The sequence below is a fragment of the Bradyrhizobium sp. USDA 3315 genome (assembly GCF_054056795.1).
Genome location: NZ_JBSRYP010000001.1, coordinates 3,027,208 through 3,051,459, shown reverse-complemented (window position 1 = coordinate 3,051,459; position 24,252 = coordinate 3,027,208). Strand labels below are relative to the sequence as shown.

The following is a 24,252-nucleotide window of genomic DNA, read 5'->3' as shown; positions in this document are numbered from 1 at the left end:
GGGTCGGCAAGATTTACGGCGCGAGGCTGGCGCAGATCAGGAACACGATTCCGATCGCGGTCAGCCCGAATGCCACGGACGCGAGCGGGAGCAGCATGTCGATGGTGGCATGGGTGCTGTTGATCGTGCTGCCCCAGACCGCGAATTCGCCGGTCCGCCACTCCCGGAAGGGAATCGACCGCTGATGCAGGTCGTGCCGATCGTCGTATTTCCGCCAGATCAGCGATAGCACCCACGGCAACAGCACCGCGACGAACAGCAATACGCTGACGAACATCAGCGACAGCTCGACGTCGTCCTGGCGGTCGAACAATATCCATGCCGCCACCGCGAACCACGCGACGAGGCCGGCGGCTACGCCGTAGACGCGGGGATGAAGATCGTCATAGACGGGCCGGTTATGGGCAATGAGGTCTCTACTCATACAATTCGCCTTCTGCTGAGGGCGACCGGCGGCGTGGCTTTTGCAGGATGATGCGAGGCGGCGCGCGAATCAGCGATGTGATTCGAGCCGAATACTTCCCTTTGGAGCTGCGCGGGACGTTTGCCACGCCAGCCGATCATTCAGGATGAAAACGAACGCCGTCCCGAGGCGGTTTCATTAATTCGGGCCCACAAAACGGGCCGCCAGACAGGAACTCCGTCACGGGCGGCCCGTCGATTGTCGCGGATGCGGCCTGTCGCCAGGCCGCATCCAGTTTCGCTATCGAAACGCTCAGTTCAGCTTGCGCTTCGAGACCGGGGCCTCGAACTGCACGATCTCGGCGGTTTTGGGCACCTGACCGTTGAAGGTCAGCACGTTGCCCTTCTCCGAGATCACCACGTGATCGCCGTCCTTGACCTCGCCGGCGAGGATCATCTCGGCCAGCGGATCCTGCACGCTGCGCTGGATCACCCGCTTCAGCGGGCGGGCGCCGTAAGCCGGATCCCAGCCCTTCTCGGCGAGCCAGTCCCGCGCCTTGGCGTCCAGCGTGAGCTCGATCTTGCGATCCTCGAGCAGCTTGGTCAGCCGCGCGAACTGGATCTCGACGATGCGGCCCATCTCGCTCTTCTGCAGGCGGTGGAACAGGATGATCTCGTCGATGCGGTTCAGGAATTCCGGCCTGAAATGCGCCCGCACGACGCCCATCACCTGATCGCGGACCGCCGCGGTGTCCTCGCCCTCCGGCTGATTCACCAGGGATTCCGAACCGAGGTTCGAGGTCATGATGATCAACGTGTTGCGGAAGTCGACGGTGCGGCCCTGACCATCGGTCAGGCGGCCGTCGTCGAGCACCTGCAACAGCACGTTGAAGACGTCGGGATGCGCCTTCTCGATCTCGTCGAACAGCACCACTTGATAAGGCCGGCGCCGCACGGCTTCGGTCAGGGCACCGCCCTCGTCGTAGCCGACATAGCCGGGAGGCGCGCCGATCAGCCGCGAGACCGAGTGCTTCTCCATGAATTCGGACATGTCGAGGCGGACCATCGCGGTCTCGTCGTTGAACAGGTCAGCGGCGAGCGCCTTGGTCAGCTCGGTCTTGCCGACGCCGGTGGGGCCCAAGAACATGAACGAGCCGGTCGGCCGGTTCGGATCCTGCAGGCCCGCGCGGGCACGGCGCACGGCGGTTGCCACCGCACGCACGGCTTCAGCCTGGCCGACGACGCGCTTGGCGAGACTGTCCTCCATTTTCAGGAGCTTGTCCTTTTCGCCCTCGAGCATCTTGTCGACCGGCACGCCGGTCCAGCGCGAGACGACCTGCGCGATGTGGTTGGCGGTGACCGCCTCCTCCATCATCTCGCCGCCGTTCGGCCTGCTGTTCGCTTGCGCCTCTATGTCGGCGAGCTTCTTTTCCAGCTCGGGAATCCGGCCATAGGCCAGTTCGCCCGCCTTCTGGAATTCGCCGCGACGCTGCGCATTGGCCAACTCGACGCGGAGCGCATCGAGCTCGCTCTTCAGCTTCTGGGCATTGGAGAGCTTGTTCTTCTCCGCGCTCCAGCGTGCCGTCAGCGCCGTCGATCGCTCCTCCAGCCCTGCGAGCTCCTTCTCCAGGGTCTGCAAGCGGCTCTTGGAGCCGGCATCGTTCTCCTTCTTCAGCGCCTCCTGCTCGATCTTCAGCCGGATGATGTCGCGATCCAGCGAATCGAGCTCTTCCGGCTTCGAATCGACCTGCATCTTCAGCCGCGCCGCCGCCTCGTCCATCAGGTCGATGGCCTTGTCCGGCAGGAAGCGGTCGGTGATATAGCGGTTCGACAGCGTGGTCGCGGCCACCAGCGCGGAATCGGTGATGCGCACGCCGTGATGCTGCTCGTACTTGTCCTTCAGGCCGCGCAGGATCGAGATGGTGTCCTCGACCGTCGGCTCGCTGACATAGATCGGCTGGAACCGGCGGGCCAGCGCCGCATCCTTCTCGACATGCTTGCGGTACTCGTCGAGCGTGGTCGCGCCGATACAGTGCAGCTCGCCGCGCGCGAGCGCAGGCTTCAACAGGTTGGACGCGTCCATCGCGCCGTCGGTCTTGCCGGCGCCGATCAGCGTGTGCATCTCGTCGATGAACAGGATGATGCCGCTCTCGGCGGTCGAGACCTCCTGCAGGACCGACTTCAGCCGCTCCTCGAACTCGCCGCGATATTTCGCGCCGGCGATCAGGGCGCCCATGTCGAGCGACAGCAGCTTCTTGTCCTTCAGGCTCTCCGGCACGTCGCCGTTGAGGATGCGCAGCGCCAGGCCCTCGACGATGGCGGTCTTGCCGACGCCGGGTTCACCGATCAGGACGGGATTGTTCTTGGTCCGCCGCGACAGAACTTGAATCGTGCGGCGGATCTCCTCGTCGCGGCCGATCACCGGGTCGAGCTTGCCGTCGCGCGCAGCCTGGGTCAGGTCGCGGGCATATTTCTTCAGCGCGTCGTAAGCGTTCTCGGCGGTCGCACTGTCGGCGGTGCGGCCCTTGCGCAGCGCTTCGATCGCCGCATTCAGGTTCTGCGCCGTCACGCCGCCCTTGTTCAGGATGGAGGCCGCCTCGCTGCCCTTCTCGAGCGTGAGCCCGAGCAGCAGCCGCTCGACGGTGACAAAACTGTCGCCGGCCTTGTCGGCGGCCTTTTCCGCCGCATCGAAGGCGCGCGCCAGCTCCGGCGACAGGTAGACCTGCCCGGCACCATTGCCCGAGACCTTCGGCAGCTTGTTCAGCGCCTCTTCGGTCGCTTTCAGGATTGCTCTGGAATTGCCGCCCGCACGGTCGATCAGACCGCCCGCGAGTCCCTCATTGTCGTCCAGCAGCACCTTCAACAGATGCAACGGCGAGAACTGCTGGTGACCGTCGCGCATTGCGAGCGACTGGGCAGACTGGATGAATCCGCGCGAGCGCTCGGTGTACTTCTCAATGTTCATTCGTTTTCCCTCGGCCTGCCATCGTCACCCATTCAGGCATGACAACGGCATCTTCATTGGGTTTTCCGCGGGCCGCGTTGACGTTCCTCAACCAGCCTCTGGTCGTCGCCATCATTTTTCAGGCTTGCCGCAGATGTGGGCACTTGGTTCCAAAACGGAAGAGCCACGGTCTGCGATTTCGCCCGATGAAGCTCAGCGCCGCACGATGGCGACAAGGTAGCGGCAGGGCTGAGCCGTTTCGTTACGGAAGACGATGTCCGACGGCGGACCGAGCTCGACGCGGTCGCCCGCAGCGAGCTCATGGCGCTCCGCCCCTTCCATCAAGGTGAGGCGGCCGCTGATCACCCAGACCACCTGGCGGACCAGGTGATAGGCGCTGGCGGGGAAGCCGGCTTCCTGCCTCGCAGGCAGCTCGATCTCCACCAGCTCCAGCGGATTGGCCGGATGCAGGAACACCTGCCGCCGCAGATAGGCCGCCTTCGGATCGCGCCACACCGGCTGATCCTTGGCCCGCTGCAGGCGGGAATTGTGTGAGGCAACCTCGAACAACGCGGCCATGGTCAGACCGTAGGCCGTGGCGATCCGCGACAGCGTCGCCGCCGTCGGGCTTGCCTCCGCCCGCTCGATCTTGCTCAGCATGGCCTTGGACACGCCGGCCCGCCCGGCGAGGTCCGCCAGCGACCAGCCGCGGCCCTCCCGTTCGGCGCGAACCCGCCGCCCGAGAGCCTCATCGGCCTTGTCCTCTATAATTGACATATTGTCTTATATAGTAGACGATGGGGTCCATTCAAGAGGCGCGTCAAGGAACCAGCGATGATTATCCGCCCCGCCACCGAGCAGGACATCCCTGCGATTACCGCGATCTTCAACGAGGCGGTCGCCAACTCGAACGCGATCTGGACGGAGAAGCAGGATTCCGAGGCCGAGAGGCTGGCCTGGATGACGGCCCGGCAGGCTCTGGGCTATCCCGTGCTAGTAGCCGTCGAGGGAGCGACGGTGCTCGGCTATGGCACATTCGGCGACTTCCGGGCCTTCCCGGGTTACCGCTACAGCGTCGAGCACAGCGTCTATATGCATGCCGATCATCGCGGCCGCGGCCTCGGCCGGATCGTCGTCGACGAGCTGATCGCCGCGGCCACCGCGCTCGGCAAGCACGTCATGATCGCCGGCATCGACGGCGGCAATCCCGCCTCGCTCCGGCTGCACGCGCAGGCCGGCTTCGTCGAGGTCGCCCGGATGCCGGAGGTCGGACGCAAGTTCGGCCGCTGGCTCGATCTCGTGTTCATGCAGCGCCTGCTGGACGCTCCTGGAGCGGCGCGCGCCGACTAGTACCTTCCCGCGGGTGGCAGTTCTCCTCGCACGCCAAACAGGCTAGAGCGGGCGAATGGACAACACGCACGCTTCCTCTGCCCGGATCGCCGGCATCTATCGCTATCCCGTCAAGGGTCTCACGCCCGAGCCGCTGCCGCACGCAGAGCTCAAGGCCGGCGAGACGCTCCGCTCCGATCGCCGCTATGCGATCGAGAACGGCCCGAGCGGTTTCGATCCCTCGGTGCCGAAATGGCTGCCGAAGCCGCATTTCCTGATGCTGCAGCGGGACGAGTGGCTGGCGCCGCTGCGCGCCCATTTCGACGATGACAGCCACGTGCTGACGCTGCGTCGGGATGGCGCGATGGTGGCCCAGGGCGACCTCGAGACCGCGGAAGGCCGCGCGGCGATCGAACGCTATTTCGCTGACCGTCATACCGGCCAGATCAAGGGCCCGCCCAAGGTGCTGGTCAGCCCCGGGCACAGCTTCTCCGACGTGCCGCGCAAGGTGGTCTCGATCATCAATCTGGCCAGCCTGCGGGCGATCGAGCAGATGGTGCAGGCGCCGGTCCATCCGCTGCGCTTCCGCGCCAACCTCTATGTCGAAGGCTGGCCGGCCTGGCATGAAGCCAGCCTGCTCGACCAGACCATCGCGATCGGCAGCGCCCGGGCCAGGGTGGTGAAGCGCATCACCCGCTGCGCCGCGGTCAATGTCGATCCCGATACCGGCGCGCGCGACCTCTCGGTGCCGAACACGCTGATGCAGCGTTTCGGCAACAATGAGTGCGGCATCTATGCCGAGATCATCAGCGATGGCGGCGCCGCCGTCGGCGACACGATTGCCGCTGAGGGACCTGTAGCGTCGTAGGCCGGGCAAGGCGCGTGCGCGCCCTGCCCCGCTTTCGAGCGATCAGTTGGTCGGCATCACATAGGCGTAGATGCGGCCGCGCGAGACCCGCGTCTCGCGGACGCGGTGGCCGCTGTTGCCCGAGATCATGATCGGATTGCCCTTGGCATCGACGCCGGTGATGATGCCGACATGGCCGCCGCCGCGGCGGCTCATCACGGCGATGGCGCCGACCTGCGGTCCCGAAACGCGCGTGCCGTATTTGGCGAACGAGCTCGCCATGTCGGAGCCGGTGCCGCGATGGCCGGTGTGCTGCAGCACCATGTTCATGAAGCGGGCGCACCACAGGCTGGAGCGGCCGGTCGGATTGCCGCCGAGATAGCGGCGCGCCTCGGCCACGATGCCGGACGAGCCGAAGCCGTTTGCCGCAATCACGCCGCCCGTGTTGGGCACGGGGTCAGCGCTGCCGGGCAACGGCGCTGCGTTGGTTTCGATGATCCCGCCCGGCTGCGCGAGTGCGCGGCGCTCGGCGCGCGACAGCCGCGCTGCGGGCCGATAGTGATGACGGGCATAATGACGCGCGTGATGGCCGGCATGGGCCGAATGCGCGTGACGTGAATGATGCGGACGGGCGGATGCCGGTGCGGCGGAGATCACGGCGAGAGTGAGCGAACACAGAGCCAGCGCCAAAACACGAAGCGACCGGCGACACGCAAGCAACTGAACCATACTTCACTAGATCCTCTGTAACACCCCCCAATTCCCCGTCGCGTTCCCAAGGAAACACTCAAGGGAACACGGCGGTGGTTTTGAAAATCGGGATGGCGCGAGGAAGATTTCATGCGGCACTGCGGGAACAATTTCTGGGTCATTCCGCGATGATTCGATGACGAGAAAGGAACCGGAACTGCCGCATTGCGGCCTTGAAAATTAACTGCAAATCTGGGGGCGGCCAACGAGAGGAGAATTTCAATGCCCTACGCCACGACGAAAGATCATGTCCGCCTCCATTTCGAAGAGGCCGGCAGCGGAACCCCGATCATCTTCCTGCACGAGTTCGCCGCGGATCACACCAATTGGGAGCCGCAGATGCGCTATTTCGCGCGCGGCCACCGCTGCATCGCCTATTCGGCGCGCGGCTACACGCCGTCCGACGTGCCTGCGAGTGCCGACGTCTACACCTACCAGCACTTCTATACCGACGCGCTCGCCGTGCTCGACCATCTCGGCATCGCCAGGGCGCATTTCGTCGGACTCTCGATGGGCTCCTATTCGTCGCTGCAGGTCGCCCTCAACGCGCCGGAGCGCGCGCTGTCGATGACGCTGGCCGCGGTCGGCTCCGGCTCGAGCCTCGAGAATCTCGATGCCTTCCGCGCGCAGTGCCGCGCCAATGCCGCGCAATACGAGAGCATCGGCGCGGTTGAGGTCGCCAAGGTGACGCGCGAAGCGCCGAGCCGGATTCCGTTCCTGGTCAAGGATCCGCGCGGCCACGCCGATTTCTACGCCGCGCTCGCCCGCCACGACGCCAGAGGCTCAGCCAACACGATGCGCAGCTTCCAGGGCGGTCGGCCCTCGATCTACACCATGACCGACGCCATCAAGCGCGCCGCGACGCCGGCGCTGATTCTGTGCGGCGACGAGGACGACAATTGCATTGCGCCCAGCATGTTTCTGAAGCAGCATCTGCCGGCGGCCGGCCTCTCGTTCTTCCCGAAGTCGGGTCACGTGCTCAACCTCGAGGAGCCGGCGCTGTTCAACGAGATGGTCGGGCGCTTCATCGCGCTGGTCGAGGCCGGCCGCTGGCCGGTGCGCGATCCGAGGTCGCTGGTGGCGGCGCCGGTGTAGTCCTGTCATTCCGGGGCGATGCGCAGCATCGAACCCGGAATCTCGAGATTCCGGGTTCACGCTTCGCGTGCCCCGGAATGACGCCATGACGTCACTTCCCCTGCCCACCCCTGCTGAGCAGGAACACACCCTGCTCGCCGAACATGTTCCACACCCACCACGGCAGGTTGAGCGGCACCGGACGGCCGTAGAGATCGAGCGCCACCGCGCGCTCCATCTTGACGTTGATCTCCTCGCAGAGCTGCACGAAATCCTTGATGGTGCAGAAGTGGATGTTCGAGGTGTCGTACCAGCTCGCCGGCAAATTCTCGGTGCGCGGCATGTGGCCCCCGATCAACAGCTGCAGCCGCATCTTCCAGAACCCGAAATTCGGGAACGAGACGATGGCGCGCTGGCCGATGCGCAGCAGATTTTCCAGCACCACCTTGGGCTGTCGCGTCGCCTGCAAGGTCTGCGACAGGATCACGTAGTCGAACGCATCGTCGGGATAGTTGACGAGATCGGTGTCGGCATCGCCCTGCACCACGGCGAGCCCCTTGGCGACGCAGCCATTGACGCCCTCGCGTGACAGCTCGATGCCGCGGCCGTCGATGCCGCGGCTTTCCAGCAGCTGCAACAACTCGCCGTCGCCGCAGCCGACATCGAGCACGCGCGAGCCCGGCCGCACCATGTCGGCGACCAGCAGATGATCGGTGCGATAGCCGCCGGTCCGCTCCGGCGCGATACCCGGCAAGGGCAATGTCTGCTGCATGCTCATGACCGGCCGCCGTCCTTCAGGCCGCGCGCCTTGCCTGCGGCCAGCAGGAAGGCACGGGAGATCTCGAGGAATTCCGGCACATCGAGCAGGAAGGCGTCGTGGCCCTTGTCGGTCTCGATCTCGGCGAACGACACCCGTGCGCTCGACGCGTTCAGCGCATGCACCAGCGCGCGCGATTCCGAGGTCGGAAACAGCCAGTCGCTGGTGAAGGACACCACGCAGAACCGGGTCTGGATGCCAGCGAACGCCTTCGCCAGCACACCGTTGTGGTCGGCGGCGATGTCGAAATAGTCCATCGCGCGGGTCAAATAGAGATAGGAGTTGGCGTCGAAGCGCTCGACAAAGGACGAGCCCTGATAGCGCAGGTAGCTCTCGACCTGGAAGTCCGCATCGAACGAGAAGGTCGGCAGCTCGCGGTCCTGCATCCGCCGTCCGAACTTGCGGTGCAGCGCGGCGTCCGAGAGATAGGTGATGTGCGCGGCCATCCGCGCCACCGCCAATCCACGGTGCGGATGGGTGTCCTCGTCGACATAGCGGCCGCCGCGCCAGTCCGGATCAGCCATCACGGCCTGGCGGCCGAGCTCGTGGAACGCGATGTTCTGCGCCGAGTGGCGCGTCGAGCAGGCGATCGCGAGCGTCGAGAATACGCGCTCCGGATAGGCCGCGGTCCATTGCAGCACCTGCATGCCGCCCATCGAACCGCCGACCACGCAGAACAGCGTATTGATGCCGAGGCGATCGATCAGCATCGCCTGCGCGCGCACCATGTCGGGGATGGTGATGATCGGGAAATCGAGTCCCCACACCTTGCCGGTCGCGGGGTTCAACGACGCGGGGCCGGTCGAGCCCATGCAGCCGCCGATCACATTGGAGCAAATGATGAAGTATTTTTCGGGATCGATCGGCCGACCGGCGCCGACCATGGTCTCCCACCAGCCGGGCTTGCCGGTGACGGGATGGATGTTGTTGACATGCTGATCGCCGGTCAGCGCGTGGCAGACCAGGATCGCGTTGGAGCGGTCGGCATTGAGCTCGCCATAGGTCTGGTAGGCGATCTGGAATGGTGCGAGATCGACGCCGCAATCGAGCTTGAGCGGCTGGTCCATCCCGAACTTCGCCACCAATGACGACGGATGGTCGGCCTCATGGGCGCGATCATCGCTCGGGGTTTGTGGGCTCGGTATCGGACGCACGTTGCTCATCTAGGCGACCCTGCCTCCGCGCGGGAGGGCTCGACGGACCTCAGGCCAATAAAAAACCCGGCCTGAACAAAGGTTCGGCCGGGAGCTGATAAGGTCCCCGGCCTGTTTAGCGAGTTGTTTAACGTGGCTGCAAGCCGGCCGGCTCAAATGACCACGGGACGCAGGGAACGTAGTCCCCACGCCCCCCGCCGTCAAGACAGCCCTGCCCACGGCCAATTGGTTAACCGAATGCGCAAGGCACGCCTGCGACGTTTCTCTTTGCTTTCGCTGCCCGTCTTTCCTAATCAGGGACCCTGTCCGACGCGGCACCGGGCCGCCCCGACGACAAGGTTTGAGAGCATGTCCAACCCACCCCCGTCGCCGCCCTCGCTGCAGGATCTGCGCAAGGAGATCGATGCGATCGACGAGCAGGTTCACCGCCTGTTGATGGCGCGCGGCGACATCATCGACCGCCTGATCCAGGTCAAGAAGACCCAGGAGGTCGGCTCGGCATTCCGCCCGGCGCGCGAGGCCAGCATGATGCGCGAGCTGGTGCGGCGTCATCGCGGCATCCTGCCGCTCGACACCATCGAGAGCATCTGGCGCGTCATCATCTCGACCTTCACCTATGTGCAGGCGCCATTCGCGGTGCATGCCGATGTTTCCGTCGGCGAATCGGCCATGCGCGACTCGGCGCGGTTTCACTTCGGCTTCGTGGTGCCCTACGTGTCGCATTTCAGCGCGCAGGCCGCGGTCGAGGCGGTGGCGAAATCGAAGGGCGACCTCGCGCTGGTCTCCGCGATCGCGAGCCGCACGCCGTGGTGGAATGCGCTCGAGGCCGATGGCGCGCCGAAGATCATCGCGCGGCTGCCGTTCCTCGAACGCGCCGACCATCCCGCCGCGCTGCCGGTGTTCGTGATCTCGCGGGTCGCCGACGACGCCATGGTCACCGAAGTGCAGACCTGGAGCGTGCGCGTCTCCGGCTGGAACGCCGATGTCGCCCGGGCGCTTGCGCCGCTCGCCGAGATCGTCGCGGTCCCCGACACCGCTTTCGACGGCGCGGCGCTCCTGATCTCGGTCACCGGCCACGATTTCGAGGCCATCAAGCTCGCCCTGATCAAGGCCGGCGCCTCGGTTCGCTCGTCGGCCCTCGTCGGCAGCCACGCAACGCGCTATACGGTGCCCTCTAACGGATCGGCCAGGACCTGAAGCAAGAGCCAGCCGCCCGTCCAGACTTTTGTTTTGACGCGTTTTCTTCACGCGAACCGGTATCCACTTCGCTCGAAAACGCTCTGTTCGGAGTTGATGATGTCCCGCCCCGTGCCGAACCCCGGCATCCTCGATATTGCGCCCTACACGCCCGGCAAGAGCCCGGTGCCGGAACCGGGCCGCAAGGTGTTCAAGCTGTCCGCCAACGAGACGCCGTTCGGGCCATCTCCGAAGGCGATCGCGGCCTACAAGGCCGCGGCTGACCATCTCGAGGACTATCCGGAGGGCACCTCGCGCGTGCTGCGCGAGGCGATCGGCCGCGCCTACGGGCTTGATCCCGACCGCATCATCTGCGGCGCCGGCTCCGACGAAATCCTCAACCTGCTGGCGCACACCTATCTCGCCCCCGGCGACGAGGCGATCTCGACCACCCACGGCTTCCTGGTCTACCCGATCGCCACCATGGCGAACGGCGCCAGGAACGTGATCGCGGCCGAGACCAACTTTACCGCCGACGTCGACGCCATTCTCAAGGTGGTGACGCCGAAGACCAAGCTGGTGTGGCTCGCCAACCCGAACAATCCGACCGGCACCTATATCCCGTTCGACGAGGTCAAGCGGCTGCGCGCCGCGCTGCCCTCGCATGTGCTGCTGGTGCTCGATGCCGCCTATGCCGACTATGTCTCGCGCAACGACTACGAGCTCGGCATCGAGCTGGTCGCGACCACAGACAACACGGTGGTGACGCACACCTTCTCGAAGATCCACGGCCTTGCGGCGCTGCGGATCGGCTGGATGTTCGGGCCGGCGCATATCGTCGATGCCTGCAACCGCATCCGCGGTCCGTTCAACGTCACGACGCCGGCGATGCTGGCGGCGGTGGCGGCGATCGAGGACACCGCGCATGTGCAGAAGTCGCGGACCCACACCGAACAATGGCGCAACTGGCTGACCGAGGAGATCGGCAAGCTCGGGCTGAAGGTGACGCCGAGCGTCGCCAATTTCGTGCTCATCCATTTCCCGACCGACACGGGCAAGACCGCGGCGGAAGCCGACGCCTATCTCACGCGGCGCGGCCTCGTGCTGCGCGCACTCAACAATTACAAGCTGCCGCATGCGCTGCGCATGACCATTGGCACCGAGGAGGCCAACCGCCTCGTGGTCGAGGGGCTGCGCGACTTCCTGGCCGGAAAGTGACATCGTGACCACCGCTCCGCTCTTCAAACGCATCGCGCTGATCGGCTTCGGTCTGATCGGCGGCTCGATCGCGCGCGGCGCGCGCGCGCAGGGGCTGGTCGGCGAGATCGTGACCACCGCGCGCTCGGAGAAGACGCGTGCGCGCGTCGCCGAGCTCGGGATCGTCGATCGCGTCGTCGAGACCAACATCGAGGCGGTGAAGGACGCCGACCTCGTCATCCTTTGCATCCCGGTCGGCGCCTGCGGTCCGGTCGCCGCCGAGATCGCCCCGCATCTGAAGCCCGGCGCCATCATCTCCGACGTCGGCTCGGTGAAGGGCGCCGTCGTCAAGGACATGGCGCCGCATCTGCCTGACGGCGTCCACTTCGTCCCGGCGCATCCGGTGGCCGGCACCGAGCATTCGGGGCCGGATTCCGGCTTCGCCGAGCTGTTCATCAACCGCTGGTGCATCCTCACCCCGCCCGAAGGCACCGATCCCGCGGCGACCGACCGATTGCGCACGTTCTGGGCCGCGCTCGGCGCCAAGGTCGAGATCATGACGCCCGACCATCATGACCTCGTGCTCGCGATCACCAGCCATCTGCCGCATCTGATCGCCTACACCATCGTCGGCACCGCCGACGAGCTGGCGCAGGTGACGGAATCCGAGGTCATCAAATTCTCCGCCGGCGGCTTCCGCGACTTCACCCGCATCGCTGCCTCGGACCCGACGATGTGGCGCGACGTGTTCCTCGCCAACAAGGACGCCGTGCTCGAGATGCTCGGCACCTTCAACGAGGATCTGTCGAAGCTGACCCGCGCGATCCGGCGCGGCGACGGCGAAGCGCTGTTCGACCACTTCACCCGCACCCGGGCCATCCGCCGCGGCATCGTCGAGACCGGCCAGGACTCCGCCGCACCCGACTTCGGCCGGCCGCATGCGAATTTGAAGACGTAAGCGGGACGACTTCTCTCCATTCGTCGTCCCGGCGAAAGCCGGGACCCATACTCCGCGGCGGGTGTGGTTGACGGGACTCGTCGTCCCAGCATCGCGCAACAATGACCAGCTGTGGTTATGGGTCCCGGCTTTCGCCGGGACGACACCGAGTGTGTTGCGCTGCTTGTGGGTCACACGTCCGCATTCTCGCGACATGAATCGCTGATTGCCCGTCGGATTGTGTCGCCGCAGGGCCGACCCACCTACCGGCGGACGGAGCGAGCTGATAGCCTCCAGCAGGAAAGCCGGCGCGGCGCTGATGACAGGGAGCGATCAGATGATACTCAGTCCGGATCATGTGACTATCGCAGTGGCAGATGCCGGCCCGGCGATCGAATTCTTCGCACTGCTCGGCTTCAAGAAGACTCACGTCGCGACCATCGACGGCGGCGTTCCCGCCCGGTACATGGGCATGCCGGCCATGAAGGCGCAGCACATCACCCTCGCACTCGAGGGAGCGGATTTCGAAATCCAGCTGCTTCAGTTCGACCCGCCCCCGGGGACCGATCCGGGGGTGCACTCGACCAATCTGCGAAAGCTGGGCTTCAATCACCTCGCCTTCCGCGTCGACGACATCGAGGCAGCCACCGCGCACCTGGCGGCCAACGGTGTCACCATGCTAAGCGAGGAGATGGACTACATCAGCCGGAAGCTCCGGCTGTTCGAGGGCCCAGAGGGCATCACCTTCGAGTTGGTCCAGCGGGACGCCTGAGAATACGCTGGCCAGGGCCGTTTGCATTGCCCCAAGCGGCGCGGAATGATGTCGGCTTTTGACCCGAGCGGACCCGATCTTCGGCTAGCCCGGGCCAATATCCCGCCCCATTATCACGAGACCTCGGGCGCGCTATCATCCGGCCATTCTTTAGACAAGACTGAAGGGAGTGCTGGAGGCTGATCGCCCCTGACGGATAGCCGAGTCGGCACTCTTGGGTGACATTGGACGGAAAGGGAAACGTCAATGAACTCCACGCCCACTCCGAACCCAGTTGGATCGAACGATAGCCCGAGCGCGCGCGCCGACGAAAGACTCGCGGAAGCCCAAAAGCAGATTGCGCGCGCCGATGAAGAACTCACGCGCTTGAGTGAACAGCTCGCGAGAATGGAGCGCGATGCCGCGTCTCCCCCTTCGGCGCAGCCAAACCCGCCCTCGGTCGGACCTAACCCTGCTTCTTCCGGGCCGAGCCCTGCTTCTTCCGTACCTGGCTCGCAATCGCCGCCCGGAAGACCGGTATTCCGAGCGCTCACCGCCTTGTCGGTGGCAGCATGTATCGTGGTCGCTGCCCTGGCTTTGCAATCGTCATATGGCGGGGAAGCCAAGCTGCTTGTCGCTCGTTGGGCGCCGCAGCTCGTTTCAACTCCATCATCGCCGCCCGATGATCCGCAGCTTCCGGCGCAGTCCGCTCCACCTGCCGTTCAGGTCGCCGCGGCAGACGCCGCTCCGCCCCAAGCGACGCCGTCGGCTCAGACCGCACCACCGCAGGACGCCGCGCCGACAGCCAACACAGCCCTGCCCGATCAGACGCAGCTGTTGCAAACGATCGCGCGCGACCTCGCGAATGTTGAGCGAAATATTGAGCAACTAAAGGCGAACCAGCAACAGATGGCCCGCGAGAGCTCCAAGGCCATTGAGGAACTCAAGGCGAGCCAGGAAGAAATGAAACGGGCGCTCGCGAAGGTTTCCGAGCCGAAGGCGTCACCGCCTCCGGCACAGCCGGCTCCGGCCGCGCGCAAGCCCGAGCGGACGTCTATCCCGCCCTACGCAAGAGCGCGGCCTCGAATTCCGAGGGAGTGGTTCTACGACGAATGGTGACCGCCGATCCAGCCATCCTTCAGTTCCGGATCGCTTCAAGCCGGCGGCAGGCCGAGTGACTGCGCGGCCTCCATCCAGACCGGCAATTCGCGCTGATACAGCGCATTGCTGTCCTTGAAGCCGATCGCGGGCTCCAGCACGAAGGTCGCGAGCACCTCCTTCACCTTCGGATCGCTATTGGCGGCGACGCAAATCTCCGACAGCCGATCGACGATCGGCTGCGGCGTCGCCTTCGGCAGCGCCCAGCCCGAGAAGCCGCTCACGGTGAAGAACTTCGACGTCGCGCCCTGCTCGGGCAGCGTCGTGATCTCGGGAATCGCGTCGACCTTCTTCGAATGCACGGCGAACGCGACACCCCGGTTGCTCTGCAGGACGGTTTGCGCGGCGGTGTAGCTGCCCATCGCGACATCGAGCGTGCCTTCCGCGAGCCCGGTCCACATCGGTGCCTCGCCGCGATAGTGGATCGGCTCGATGGTGAGGCCATACTGCTTGTTGAGCTCGTTGATCGTCATGTGCGGCGCGGAGCCCGCGCTGTAGGTGCCGAAATTCACCTTGCCGCTACTGCGCGCATAGGCGACGAATTCCGCCAGTGTCTTGACGCCCAATTTCGGGCTCGCGACCAGCAGCAGCCCGGCGCCCGGGATCACGCTGACCAGCGTCAGATCCTTGTCCATGTCGTAGCCGGGGTTCTTCATCATCGCGCGGTTCATCACGTAAGTGGTCGAGATCGAGCACAGGATGGTGTGACCGTCAGGCGCGGCGCGCGCCACCTCGGCGGCGCCGATCGAGCCCGAGGCACCCGCCTTGTTCTCGATGACGACGGTTTGCCCGACTTGCCTTGCGATGAATTCGCCGAAGGCCCGCGCCAAAAGATCGGTCTGCCCGCCGGCGGGATAGCTGCAGATCATGCGGATTTGCCGCGAGGGCCAGGCGGCTTGCGCCGAGGCGCCGCGCGGCAGGAAGGGCATCGCGGCGGCCGCCGCTCCGGCAGCGATGACGTGACGGCGACTGAATTTCGCTGGCATTGAAGTCCCTCCCCGATTTTTTGGTGAGGGTATCGCATCGGCCGATCGCAGCTACGGGACAGATTGGCGCAGCGGGGAAATGTGGCAGCGGAAGGCTGCGACGCATTGATCGAGGCAAGGCGCGCAATGGTGTCAGCCCCGTCATCCTAAGGTGCGAGCACAGCGGCGCAACTTCGCCGCTACGCGAGCCTCGAAGGATGCACGGCCGCAGCCGGGCCGCCGCCCTTCGAGGGCCGCCGAAGAGGCGGCCACCTCAGGGTGACGGAGTGAGAGGGCGATCGTTCGAATCGCGACGGCGCTCACCGCCGCAGCCGTTGATCCCGGATCGGCCCCGCCGATAGCGCGGCGGCCTTCTGCGCCGGCCGCTGACGGCCGACGAGGCCGGCGGTCGCCAGCATGACGCCGCCGCCGAACCACCACGAGCCGATCACGAACTCCCAGGCGCGCGGCGGAATCTCGTCGAACACGATGCCGTAGACCGACACCAGCGCAGCCAGCGCGGCGAGGAAGATGCCGCCCGCGCTCATCAGTTCGACGGCATCGATGCGACCCGTGCCGCGCATCGCGGGCTTGGGAATATCGATTCCGAGATAGAAGCCGGCGGCGCCGATCACGATCGTCGTAGCGATGAAGATCAGCGTGCCGAAGACAGCGACATGGCCCTTGGCGAGCTGGGCGGCGACGAAGGTGCCGGCCATGGCACCGGCCATCGCGAGGCCAGTTCGCTGCAGCACATGCGCGGCGCGGCTGACCATCATCAATTCGCGCGCGATCACGGCCCTCTGCTTCGGTCTGGTCACGATCCTCATCTGACCTCTCCTTCATCACTGGTGATGAATCTAGACTGAGACGGCACCGCGAACTCGATTCACCTCTCCCCACCGGGGAGAGGTGAACTGCCGTTGTCGCTCCAGCTCAACCTGATCTCGTCGCGCCCTAGAACGGGTAGTAGCGGATCTGGGTCATGACGATGTGGTCGTCGGTCTTCGGCGCGCCGCCGACACCCTGGAAGGCGAAGCGCTGGGTGTAGGAATATTGCGCGCCGGCCTTGATGGTGCCGTAGGAGCCCTTGAAGATCGTGTCGTAGAAGCCCGCGGTGTACTGCCTCACCTCCGAAGTGTTGCCGTTGCAGGTCGCGGCCGGCGAGTTCTCGATGTTGCAGCCGAGGTTGTTGTAGAGCGGATTGCCGTAGCCGAACGGCACCGTGCCGACATTGGAGAAGGTCGCCGTGGTCTTTTCGAGCCCGGCATAGGCGTAGAGATCGAGCGACGGCGTCGTGTGCCAGACCGAGCCGACCAGGAAGGCCGTGATCGGCAGCGGCTGGATCGATCCGTCCTGGCGCACGGTTGCATCCGGGAATGGCGTTGCGGTGAAGCGGCCCAGCGCACCGTAGGAGGCGGAGGCCTGCACCTCGAGCAGCTTCGGCACGATCTCGGCCGAGAGGTGGCCGCCGAAGCTGACCGTGTTGACGTCGTGATTGGCGAAGTTGAAGCGATCATAGAAGTCGCGGTAGAGCGCCCACGCCTCGACATGCAGCTTGTAGGGCCCGAGCCGCGGATCCCACGCGCCCTTCACGGTGAAATCCGGAACGTGGTTGAGGCTGACATTGTTCAGGCTGTTGAAGAAGCTGCCGCCCGGACCGGTGAGATTGACCAGCAGATTCGGATTGAGCACGCCCTGCGGGCCAACCGCCGGCGTGCCGACCAGCGGGTTGTTGCCGCCGAAAAAGGATGTCTGCGGGTTCTCCGCCGAGACCGCGAGCTTGAACTCCGGCCCGATGTCCTGCCAGACCCGGACGCCCGGTTGACGCGCGCCGAGGAAGCCCGGCACCAGTTCGAAATCGATCACGCCCGGCGTATCGGCGCCTCGCGGATCGATGCCCGCCTTGCTCGGCGTGTTCAGCGACCATGATTGGCCGGCGAGGACATGCAAGCCGAGATCGCTGCGGTCGATCTCGATGCTGGCCTGCCGCAGCCGCGGATTGAACGAATTGGTCGCGACCGAATTGGCGGTCTGCGCCGCGCCCTCGAAATCGAGCTCGCCATAGCCGGCGACGTGAATGTTCTCCGTGGCGTTGGCTTCGGCGAGCACCGAGAAGCGGGTCTGGCGCGCGGTGAAGCGCGACTCGCCGGTGTTGTAGTTCTTGCTCTGCGGGAACGGGATGAAGTTGTAGACCGAGCCCGAATCGGAGGCGAGGTTGCGGCTGCGATAGATGCCGGTGAGATCGACCCAGCCGCCGAAGGTGAAGGTGACGCCCTTGTAGCAGAGCTTGCCCGATGCGCAGGGATCGAACGGCACCGGCGCCTTCGCCGTCATCTGCGCGTTCTGAATTGCGTTCTGTCTTGCGGCCAGCGCCTCCTCCTTGCGCGCCTGCGTCTCCATTTTCTGCTCGAGCTGCTTGAGCCGTGCCTTCAGCGCACGCAGCTCGGACGCATCGTCCTCCGCCAACGCCGGACCTGCCGACAGCAGCATGCTGCCGAGCAGAATTCCCCCGAGAATTCGCATCGCTTCTCCTCCACACGAGGTTGCTTCCTCAGGCGAGAGAGAGCGGTACTCGGGGAGTGATATTCGCGCCGGGGCGCATTATTCCGGTCACGTTTTTCTCATCGCGGCGGCGGGAATAGATTGCCGCGACGGACGATATCGCGCGCGAGGAACGCCCTGGGTGGAGGCGTAACAACACCGGCCGCGATTTCGAATTGTGTTCGGGCGATGGTTTTCAACCTGCCACGGACATTGGATCGACGGAGGACTGCAACATGATCGGTGAAGTCATTGTCGTTGGAGACTTGAAGTTACGGGAGAACGCCCCGCTCGACGAATACAACCGGCTCGGCGAACGCATGTACGACATTGTCAGCCGCCTTCCGGGATTCCTGTCGGTGAAATCATTCAGGGCGGCGGATGGCGAGGAGCTCACCCTGTTTCGCTTTGCTTCGGAGGAGGCGCTCGAAGCCTGGCGCAATCATCCCGACCATGTTGAAACCATGAGGCGAGGACATGCCGAGTTCTACGCCAGCGGCTTCCTGCAGATCTGCAAGGTGATCCGCGAGATCGGCCCGTTTGAGCACGCCTGACAGTACGTGGGCGAGCTCGCGCCAGCGCAATCCGCCGCGGCTCAGAACAGCGGCGGAATCTGCGCGACTTTCAGCGGCCCCAAGAACACCGCGCCGTCGGCGAAGCGCAGCGGGAAGCTGCGCGCCTTCTTGCCTTCGAGGATAGCCTCAGTGCCGAGCGAATTGATACCGGCGGAAATGCCGGCATTGGCGTTCTGCTTGATCACCTTGCCGAGGCCGGGGATGGCGCGATCCAGCGCGCCGAAGAGATTGCTGAGGTCCTGGCTCTTCACGCCGGGCGCGACGCGATCAAGCGTTGACTGCGGCACGCCCTCCTCCAGCATCTTGTCGATGCCGAGCGCGGGGATGACGCGCTCGAGGCCGGCGACCGTCATCTGCAATTCGCCCTCGATGCGCCCCTGCGCGTTGAGGCGCAGCGTGCCGGCCGCGACCGACAGCACATCGCCCTGCTCGATCCGCGACTGCTGGATCTCGACGCTGCCGCCGGCGGCCTGGATCTCGCGGAAGCGATCCGGCCAGGGTTTCGGCGAGAAATCCTTCAGGCCATTGAGCCGCGCATGGATGTCGGCGTTGAACGGCTGGGCGAGCAGCGGATGCACCTCCTGCAAGGTGCCGCCGGCAATCTGCAGCACGGCCTCGATCGCCGGACTGTCCGGCGCCGAGCCATCGACCTGCCTGCCGTGCAGCTCGATGTGATTGACCCGCGCCAGCGGCGCCGGCGCCGCGCCGCCGGTGCGGTCGATGGCGAGATCGTCGAACACCAGCGAGGCGCGCTGCGGCGGCGCCGGCAGGCCGACCACGCTGCTGCGTGCCTTGCTCCAGCTCACCGACAGCGTCGGCTGCGCGCCGCGCTCGGCGATCGTGGCCGGTCCCTTGAACTCCGCGATCACGAGCTTGGGATCGTAGACCTGCGCCACGACCAGGATCTCGGCGAGCCGCGCCACGAACGCCATCTGCGGCGCGGCGGTCTGCGAGACCAGCATCACGCTCGGATCGGTGCAGCGGACTTCGAACCGGAACGGGTAGCCCGCCACCGAACGGTCGCCGCAATCGTAGACCCGTCCGGCCTTCGCCTCCTGCGCGCGCCAGGCATCGGCCTGCACGCCGACCTGCGAGGCGGCGAAGAACCAGAAGCCGCTCCATGCGACCGCGGCGATCAGGACCGCGACGGGGACGGCATAAAGGCCGAAGCGCGAGCGGCGGCGGGGGGCGGAGGTCTGATCCGACATGCAGGTCCTTTGGCGGGCGAATTTGTCAAAATCTAAGCGGCCGCGGGCCTTGAACAAGCCCCGAGCAACCTTTGAGCGAGCCTTCAGCAAGCCTTGGAAACATCACGGAATCCGCTTCGCTTCGACGGCCCGTTCTGCTAGCCCATCAGCGCGATGTCAGCAAATCCTCCCCATTCCGAAACCGACGGCGACCTCTGGGTGTTCGGCTATGGCTCACTGATGTGGAAGCCGGGCTTCGAGTTCCTGGAACAGGTGCCGGCGCGGCTGATCGGCGAGCATCGCGCGCTCTGCGTTTATTCGTTCGACCACCGCGGCACGCCGGAGAAGCCGGGCCTGGTGCTCGGGCTCGACCGCGGCGGCGCCTGCCGCGGCATCGCGTTCCGCGTCGCCGCCCGCCTGCGCCACGACACCATCGCCTATTTGCGCGGACGCGAGCAGACCACCAACGTCTATCGCGAGGTGATGCGCTCGGTGTGGCTGGAGAATGCGGCGCGCGAGCGCGTCTCTGCGCTGGCCTATGTGGTCGATCGCGGCCATGTGCAATATGCCGGGCGGCTGTCGCTCGCCGAGCAGCAGCGGCTGGTGCTGCAGGGCCACGGCCGCTCCGGCAACAACCGCGACTATGTGCTCTCGACAGTGGCCTCGATCGAGAAGCAGGGCTTTCGCGACACGCAGCTGCACCAGCTAGCGACGATGCTGCATGATGCCCACGCGGCGCGTCACCCGCTGCAGGATGCCCGGGATGCGTAAGGCTGCGTCGCGAGGCTCTACTTAGTTCGCTTGGCCAGCCGTCGTTTAACGACCTCGCCGAGCGGACTATCCGGCGACTTGCGGAATGCCTTGAGCTTCTTCATTTGGCCTTTGCGCAGTGCTTGCGACTGCGCTTCGCCACCATCATCGATCAGCCTTTGTAAACGGGTTGTTGCCAGATCCGCGTTTTTCGGTGTGCGGCGCGGTGCATCCGGCAAATCGCGGCGGCGGTATGGCGGCGCCCTGTGACATTTAGGCTTTTGCATCGCGGCGCGGACGGATAGAAGCTGATCCGCAAACAGCGCTCGCAAATTCGATGAACCTCTCCGCCCCCTTTGTCCGACGGCCGGTCGGCACCACGCTGCTGTCGCTTGGCCTCGTGGTGGCGGGCATCATTGCGTTCTTCAAGCTGCCGGTGTCGCCGCTGCCCGACGTCGACATCCCGACCATCATGGTGCAGGCGACGCTGCCCGGCGCCAGCCCGGCCGACGTCGCCTCCACGGTGGCAAGCCCGCTCGAGCGCCATCTCGGCCAGATCGCCAGCGTCACCGAAATGACGTCGGTGTCCTCGCTCGGCTCCGCGCGCATCACGCTGCAGTTCGACATCGACCGCGACATCAACGGCGCCGCGCGCGACGTACAGGCGGCGATCAACGCGGCGCGCGCCGACCTGCCGACCAATCTGCGCGCCAATCCGACCTACCGCAAGTTCAACCCGGCCTCGGCGCCGATCCTGATCTACACCTTGACCTCGGACACGTTGACGCCGGCCGAGCTCTATGACGCCGCCTCCACCGTGCTGGCGCAGAAGCTGTCGCAGGTCGAAGGCGTCGGCGAAGTCTCGGTCGGCGGCGGCTCGCTGCCGGCGGTGCGCGTCGAGCTGATCCCGCCGGCGCTGTACAAATACGGCATCGGGCTCGAGGACGTCCGCGCCGCGCTCAGTAGCGCCAATGCGCACAGCCCGAAGGGCGGCATCGACGTCGGCAACCAGCGCTACCAGATCTACGCCAACGACCAGGCCCGCAAGGCGGCCGACTACAGGCCGCTGGTCGTCGCCTACCGCAACGGCGCGGCGGTGCGCCTGACCGATGTCGGCGACGTGATCGATTCCGTCGAGAATGTGCGCACGCTCGGCCTTTCCAACGGCAAGCCGGCCGTCGTGATGATCGTGTACCGGCAGCCGGGCGCCAACATCATCAAGATGGTCGACACCGTGAAAGGGCTGATGCCGCAGCTGAAGGCCTCGGTCTCGCCCGCGGTCGACATCACCCTCGCGATGGACCGCTCGAAGACGATCCGGGCCTCGCTGCACGACGTCGAGATCACGCTGTTGATCGCGGTGGCCCTGGTGATCCTGGTGGTGTTCGCCTTCCTGCGCAATGCGCGGGCGACGCTGGTCCCGGTGGTGGCGGTCGGCGTGTCGCTGATCGCGACCTTCGCCGTGATGTATTTGCTCGGCTACACGCTCGACATCTTCTCGCTGATGGCGCTGACGGTGGCGACCGGCTTCGTGGTCGACGACGCCATCGTGGTGCTGGAGAACATCACCCGCCACATGGACGCCGGGCTGTCGCGGCTCGAGGCCACGCTGGTCGGCACCCGCGAGGTCGGCTTCACGGTGCTGTCGATGAGCGTGTCGCTGATCGCGGTGTTCGTGCCGATCCTGCTGATGGGCGGGCTGGTCGGCCGCCTGTTCCGCGAATTCGCCATGACCATCACGATCGCGATCGTGATCTCGCTGGTGGTCTCGCTGACCACGACGCCGATGATGTGCGCGGTGCTGCTGCGCAAGGAGGAGGGCCGGCCGCACGGCCGGATCTACCGGATCAGCGAGCGCATCTTCGAGCTGATGCTGAACGGCTACCGCGCGACGCTCGGACTCGCGCTGCGCCATCCGCTCCTGGTGATGCTGATCCTCGGCTCGACGCTCTATTTGAACTTCCATCTCTACAAGGTGGTGCCCAAGGGCTTCGTGCCGCAGCAGGACACCGGATTGCTGGTCGGCTCGATCCAGGCCGACCAGAGCACCTCGTTCCAGCTGATGCAGCAGAAGCTGACCCAGTTCATCGACATCGTGAAGTCGGATCCGGCGGTCGACACCGCGGTCGGCTTCACCGGCGGCGGCGGCGTCGGTCCCGGCGGCACCAACACCGGCACCGTGTTCGCCTCGCTGAAGCCGATGGACGAGCGCCGGCTGCGCGCCGACAAGGTGATCGAGCGGCTGCGCGGACCGCTGGCAAGCGTCGCGGGCGCCACGCTGTTCCTGCAATCGATCGGCGACCTCGGCGCCGGCGGGCGCTCGGGCAACGCGGCGTACCAGTACACGCTGAAGGGCTCGACCTTCGAGGAGCTGAACGAGTGGACGCCAAAGCTCGTCGCGGCATTGCAGAAGGAGCCGACGCTCGCCGACGTCAACAGCGACCAGCAGAACAAGGCGCTGCAAGCCAATCTGATCATCGATCGCGACGCCGCCTCCCGGCTCGGCATCACGGTCAGCCAGCTCGACAACACGCTCTATGACGCGTTCGGGCAGCGCCAGGTCTCGACCATCTTCGTCGCGCGCAACCAGTATCATGTGATCATGGAGGTCGCGCCGCGCTTCTCGCAGGACCCGCAAACCCTGAAGGAGGTCTATATCTCGACCTCGGGCGGCTCGGCGAGCGGCACGCAGAGCACCAATGCGGTGGCTGGCACGGTGGCCTCGTCCTCGCAAAAAAGCTCGGTCAGCGCGGTCGCCGCCAATGTGGTGCGCAACCAGGCCACCAATTCGATCGGTGCCACCGGCAAGGGCGTCGCCTCGACCGGTACCGCGGTCTCCACCAGCGCGGAGACCATGATCCCGCTGTCGAGCGTCGCGCGCTTCGAGCACGGCGAGACGCCGCTCTCCGTCAATCATCAGGATCTCCTGGTCTCCAGCACCATCTCGTTCAACCTGCCGCCGGGCGTCTCGCTGAGCACGGCCACCACCACGATCGAGAACGCGATGCACGCGCTCGGCATGCCCGCGGGCATTTCCGGCGGGTTTGCGGGCTCCGCGAAAATCTTCCAGCAGGCGCTGGCGAACGAGCTGTTCCTGATCCTCGCCGCGCTGGCGACGATCTACATCTCGCTCGGCATGCTCTACGAGAGCTACATCCACCCGCTGACCATCCTCTCCACTTTGCCCTCGGCAGGCGTCGGCGCGGTGGCGGCCTTGATGCTGTCGCACACCGATTTCGACGTCATCGGCATGATCGGGGTGATCCTCTTGGTCGGCATCGTGAAGAAGAACGCCATCATGATGATCGACTTCGCGCTCGATGCCGAGCGCCAGCGCGGGCTGTCGTCGCGCGATGCGATCTACGAAGCCTGCCTGATGCGGTTCCGCCCGATCATGATGACGACCCTCGCCGCCTTGTTCGGCGCGGTGCCGCTGATGATCGGTCTCGGCGAAGGCAGCGAGCTGCGTCAGCCGCTTGGCATCGCGATCTTCGGCGGGTTGATCCTGAGCCAGATCCTGACGCTCTACACGACGCCGGTGGTCTATCTCTATCTCGACCGCGCGAGGCTGTGGACCCAGCGCCGCCGCGCCGCGCGCCGCGCACGCCGGGCAGCGGCATCAAGCGCCGCCGGTCGTTGACAGACCGGTATCGATGTTGCCAACCTTGCGCCGTGAGCGGACGCAAGGAACCGAT

The 24,252-nt window shown here is 65.6% G+C and carries 22 protein-coding genes and 1 riboswitch; of the genes, 11 read left to right on the top strand and 11 right to left on the bottom strand.

All coding sequences use genetic code 11. From position 1 onward, the window contains the following. Nucleotides 1–13 precede the first annotated feature (13 nt). The 3 genes from ACVIYL_RS13975 to ACVIYL_RS13965 form a co-directional block, all read right to left on the bottom strand. Entirely contained in the window at nucleotides 14–424 is a 411-nt protein-coding gene (locus tag ACVIYL_RS13975) for a hypothetical protein (RefSeq protein WP_092080634.1), read from the bottom strand. Between the two features lie 291 nt (nucleotides 425–715). Next, complete coding sequence (clpB, locus tag ACVIYL_RS13970; RefSeq protein WP_456778861.1) at nucleotides 716–3,367, bottom strand: ATP-dependent chaperone ClpB; 2,652 nt, start codon at nucleotides 3,365–3,367, stop codon at nucleotides 716–718. 192 nt (nucleotides 3,368–3,559) lie between these two features. Then, complete coding sequence (locus tag ACVIYL_RS13965; protein ID WP_168858416.1) at nucleotides 3,560–4,123, bottom strand: helix-turn-helix domain-containing protein; 564 nt, start codon at nucleotides 4,121–4,123, stop codon at nucleotides 3,560–3,562. A gap of 57 nt (nucleotides 4,124–4,180) precedes the next feature. On the opposite strand from ACVIYL_RS13965, the gene ACVIYL_RS13960 reads away from it, so the two are divergent. Both ACVIYL_RS13960 and ACVIYL_RS13955 read left to right on the top strand, forming a co-directional pair. Further along, on the top strand, nucleotides 4,181–4,696 hold the full coding sequence (locus tag ACVIYL_RS13960) for an N-acetyltransferase family protein (protein ID WP_456778860.1): 516 nt from the start codon (nucleotides 4,181–4,183) through the stop codon (nucleotides 4,694–4,696). 55 nt (nucleotides 4,697–4,751) lie between these two features. Then, a complete protein-coding gene (locus ACVIYL_RS13955) occupies nucleotides 4,752–5,543 on the top strand; it encodes an MOSC domain-containing protein (RefSeq protein ID WP_253606691.1) in 792 nt (263 codons plus the stop codon). Between the two features lie 42 nt (nucleotides 5,544–5,585). Here ACVIYL_RS13955 and ACVIYL_RS13950 read toward each other — a convergent pair whose 3' ends face one another. Continuing rightward, nucleotides 5,586–6,251: a TIGR02594 family protein gene (locus tag ACVIYL_RS13950; protein WP_456778859.1), complete on the bottom strand. Its 666-nt coding sequence runs from the start codon at nucleotides 6,249–6,251 to the stop codon at nucleotides 5,586–5,588. Nucleotides 6,252–6,494: 243 nt separating this feature from the next. On the opposite strand from ACVIYL_RS13950, the gene ACVIYL_RS13945 reads away from it, so the two are divergent. After that, nucleotides 6,495–7,367, top strand: coding sequence for an alpha/beta fold hydrolase (locus tag ACVIYL_RS13945; RefSeq protein ID WP_456778858.1), 873 nt, complete (start codon nucleotides 6,495–6,497; stop codon nucleotides 7,365–7,367). 91 nt (nucleotides 7,368–7,458) lie between these two features. Here ACVIYL_RS13945 and metW read toward each other — a convergent pair whose 3' ends face one another. Continuing rightward, nucleotides 7,459–8,124, bottom strand: coding sequence for a methionine biosynthesis protein MetW (metW, locus tag ACVIYL_RS13940; protein ID WP_057017864.1), 666 nt, complete (start codon nucleotides 8,122–8,124; stop codon nucleotides 7,459–7,461). After that, a complete protein-coding gene (gene metX / locus ACVIYL_RS13935) occupies nucleotides 8,121–9,326 on the bottom strand; it encodes a homoserine O-acetyltransferase MetX (RefSeq protein ID WP_456778857.1) in 1,206 nt (401 codons plus the stop codon). The genes metW and metX overlap by 4 nt, the downstream gene beginning before the upstream one ends. 85 nt (nucleotides 9,327–9,411) lie before the next feature. Beyond that, a riboswitch (SAM riboswitch) is annotated at nucleotides 9,412–9,491 on the bottom strand. 174 nt (nucleotides 9,492–9,665) lie between these two features. On the opposite strand from metX, the gene ACVIYL_RS13930 reads away from it, so the two are divergent. The 5 genes from ACVIYL_RS13930 (at nucleotide 9,666) to ACVIYL_RS13910 (ending at nucleotide 14,497) form a co-directional block, all read left to right on the top strand. Then, complete coding sequence (locus tag ACVIYL_RS13930) at nucleotides 9,666–10,514, top strand: chorismate mutase (protein WP_225645326.1); 849 nt, start codon at nucleotides 9,666–9,668, stop codon at nucleotides 10,512–10,514. Between the two features lie 99 nt (nucleotides 10,515–10,613). Further along, entirely contained in the window at nucleotides 10,614–11,711 is a 1,098-nt protein-coding gene (gene hisC, locus ACVIYL_RS13925) for a histidinol-phosphate transaminase (protein ID WP_456778856.1), read from the top strand. Nucleotides 11,712–11,715: 4 nt separating this feature from the next. After that, the gene (locus tag ACVIYL_RS13920; protein WP_310881274.1) at nucleotides 11,716–12,648 is read left to right on the top strand and encodes a prephenate/arogenate dehydrogenase family protein; all 933 of its coding nucleotides are present in this window, start codon (nucleotides 11,716–11,718) and stop codon (nucleotides 12,646–12,648) included. A gap of 298 nt (nucleotides 12,649–12,946) precedes the next feature. Then, nucleotides 12,947–13,399, top strand: coding sequence for a VOC family protein (locus ACVIYL_RS13915; RefSeq protein WP_456781823.1), 453 nt, complete (start codon nucleotides 12,947–12,949; stop codon nucleotides 13,397–13,399). A gap of 246 nt (nucleotides 13,400–13,645) precedes the next feature. Continuing rightward, a complete protein-coding gene (locus tag ACVIYL_RS13910) occupies nucleotides 13,646–14,497 on the top strand; it encodes a hypothetical protein (RefSeq protein ID WP_456778855.1) in 852 nt (283 codons plus the stop codon). Nucleotides 14,498–14,532: 35 nt separating this feature from the next. Here ACVIYL_RS13910 and ACVIYL_RS13905 read toward each other — a convergent pair whose 3' ends face one another. From ACVIYL_RS13905 to ACVIYL_RS13895, 3 genes are all read right to left on the bottom strand, one after another. Further along, on the bottom strand, nucleotides 14,533–15,522 hold the full coding sequence (locus ACVIYL_RS13905; protein ID WP_456778854.1) for a Bug family tripartite tricarboxylate transporter substrate binding protein: 990 nt from the start codon (nucleotides 15,520–15,522) through the stop codon (nucleotides 14,533–14,535). A gap of 299 nt (nucleotides 15,523–15,821) precedes the next feature. Beyond that, entirely contained in the window at nucleotides 15,822–16,331 is a 510-nt protein-coding gene (locus ACVIYL_RS13900; RefSeq protein ID WP_310881271.1) for a hypothetical protein, read from the bottom strand. 127 nt (nucleotides 16,332–16,458) lie between these two features. Continuing rightward, nucleotides 16,459–18,027 carry a hypothetical protein gene (locus tag ACVIYL_RS13895; protein WP_456778853.1) on the bottom strand — a complete coding sequence of 523 codons (1,569 nt, stop codon included), beginning with the start codon at nucleotides 18,025–18,027 and terminating at the stop codon, nucleotides 16,459–16,461. A gap of 254 nt (nucleotides 18,028–18,281) precedes the next feature. Between ACVIYL_RS13895 and ACVIYL_RS13890 the strand changes: the two genes are divergently transcribed. Further along, nucleotides 18,282–18,599, top strand: a complete 318-nt coding sequence (locus ACVIYL_RS13890) for an antibiotic biosynthesis monooxygenase family protein (protein ID WP_456778852.1) — start codon at nucleotides 18,282–18,284, stop codon at nucleotides 18,597–18,599. Nucleotides 18,600–18,640: 41 nt separating this feature from the next. Here ACVIYL_RS13890 and ACVIYL_RS13885 read toward each other — a convergent pair whose 3' ends face one another. Continuing rightward, the gene (locus ACVIYL_RS13885; protein ID WP_456778851.1) at nucleotides 18,641–19,828 is read right to left on the bottom strand and encodes a DUF2125 domain-containing protein; all 1,188 of its coding nucleotides are present in this window, start codon (nucleotides 19,826–19,828) and stop codon (nucleotides 18,641–18,643) included. 153 nt (nucleotides 19,829–19,981) lie between these two features. Between ACVIYL_RS13885 and ACVIYL_RS13880 the strand changes: the two genes are divergently transcribed. After that, nucleotides 19,982–20,578 (top strand): gamma-glutamylcyclotransferase, encoded by a 597-nt coding sequence (locus ACVIYL_RS13880; RefSeq protein WP_057017872.1) that lies wholly within the window; start codon nucleotides 19,982–19,984, stop codon nucleotides 20,576–20,578. A gap of 17 nt (nucleotides 20,579–20,595) precedes the next feature. Here ACVIYL_RS13880 and ACVIYL_RS13875 read toward each other — a convergent pair whose 3' ends face one another. Further along, the gene (locus ACVIYL_RS13875; protein WP_168857839.1) at nucleotides 20,596–20,889 is read right to left on the bottom strand and encodes a hypothetical protein; all 294 of its coding nucleotides are present in this window, start codon (nucleotides 20,887–20,889) and stop codon (nucleotides 20,596–20,598) included. A gap of 5 nt (nucleotides 20,890–20,894) precedes the next feature. Here ACVIYL_RS13875 and ACVIYL_RS13870 point away from each other — a divergent pair, with 5 nt between their 5' ends. Further along, nucleotides 20,895–24,197 (top strand): efflux RND transporter permease subunit, encoded by a 3,303-nt coding sequence (locus ACVIYL_RS13870; RefSeq protein WP_456778850.1) that lies wholly within the window; start codon nucleotides 20,895–20,897, stop codon nucleotides 24,195–24,197. The last annotated feature ends 55 nt before the right edge of the window (nucleotides 24,198–24,252 follow it).

What these genes read in the sequence shown, in the direction of transcription:
- ACVIYL_RS13975 (WP_092080634.1), bottom strand. Translation starts at nt 424, where the DNA reads ATGAGTAGAGACCTCATTGCCCATAACCGGCCCGTCTATGACGATCTT.
- clpB (WP_456778861.1), bottom strand. Translation starts at nt 3,367, where the DNA reads ATGAACATTGAGAAGTACACCGAGCGCTCGCGCGGATTCATCCAGTCT.
- ACVIYL_RS13965 (WP_168858416.1), bottom strand. Translation starts at nt 4,123, where the DNA reads ATGTCAATTATAGAGGACAAGGCCGATGAGGCTCTCGGGCGGCGGGTT.
- ACVIYL_RS13960 (WP_456778860.1), top strand. Translation starts at nt 4,181, where the DNA reads ATGATTATCCGCCCCGCCACCGAGCAGGACATCCCTGCGATTACCGCG.
- ACVIYL_RS13955 (WP_253606691.1), top strand. Translation starts at nt 4,752, where the DNA reads ATGGACAACACGCACGCTTCCTCTGCCCGGATCGCCGGCATCTATCGC.
- ACVIYL_RS13950 (WP_456778859.1), bottom strand. Translation starts at nt 6,251, where the DNA reads ATGGTTCAGTTGCTTGCGTGTCGCCGGTCGCTTCGTGTTTTGGCGCTG.
- ACVIYL_RS13945 (WP_456778858.1), top strand. Translation starts at nt 6,495, where the DNA reads ATGCCCTACGCCACGACGAAAGATCATGTCCGCCTCCATTTCGAAGAG.
- metW (WP_057017864.1), bottom strand. Translation starts at nt 8,124, where the DNA reads ATGAGCATGCAGCAGACATTGCCCTTGCCGGGTATCGCGCCGGAGCGG.
- metX (WP_456778857.1), bottom strand. Translation starts at nt 9,326, where the DNA reads ATGAGCAACGTGCGTCCGATACCGAGCCCACAAACCCCGAGCGATGAT.
- ACVIYL_RS13930 (WP_225645326.1), top strand. Translation starts at nt 9,666, where the DNA reads ATGTCCAACCCACCCCCGTCGCCGCCCTCGCTGCAGGATCTGCGCAAG.
- hisC (WP_456778856.1), top strand. Translation starts at nt 10,614, where the DNA reads ATGTCCCGCCCCGTGCCGAACCCCGGCATCCTCGATATTGCGCCCTAC.
- ACVIYL_RS13915 (WP_456781823.1), top strand. Translation starts at nt 12,947, where the DNA reads ATGACAGGGAGCGATCAGATGATACTCAGTCCGGATCATGTGACTATC.
- ACVIYL_RS13910 (WP_456778855.1), top strand. Translation starts at nt 13,646, where the DNA reads ATGAACTCCACGCCCACTCCGAACCCAGTTGGATCGAACGATAGCCCG.
- ACVIYL_RS13905 (WP_456778854.1), bottom strand. Translation starts at nt 15,522, where the DNA reads ATGCCAGCGAAATTCAGTCGCCGTCACGTCATCGCTGCCGGAGCGGCG.
- ACVIYL_RS13900 (WP_310881271.1), bottom strand. Translation starts at nt 16,331, where the DNA reads ATGAGGATCGTGACCAGACCGAAGCAGAGGGCCGTGATCGCGCGCGAA.
- ACVIYL_RS13895 (WP_456778853.1), bottom strand. Translation starts at nt 18,027, where the DNA reads ATGCGAATTCTCGGGGGAATTCTGCTCGGCAGCATGCTGCTGTCGGCA.
- ACVIYL_RS13890 (WP_456778852.1), top strand. Translation starts at nt 18,282, where the DNA reads ATGATCGGTGAAGTCATTGTCGTTGGAGACTTGAAGTTACGGGAGAAC.
- ACVIYL_RS13885 (WP_456778851.1), bottom strand. Translation starts at nt 19,828, where the DNA reads ATGTCGGATCAGACCTCCGCCCCCCGCCGCCGCTCGCGCTTCGGCCTT.
- ACVIYL_RS13880 (WP_057017872.1), top strand. Translation starts at nt 19,982, where the DNA reads ATGTCAGCAAATCCTCCCCATTCCGAAACCGACGGCGACCTCTGGGTG.
- ACVIYL_RS13870 (WP_456778850.1), top strand. Translation starts at nt 20,895, where the DNA reads ATGAACCTCTCCGCCCCCTTTGTCCGACGGCCGGTCGGCACCACGCTG.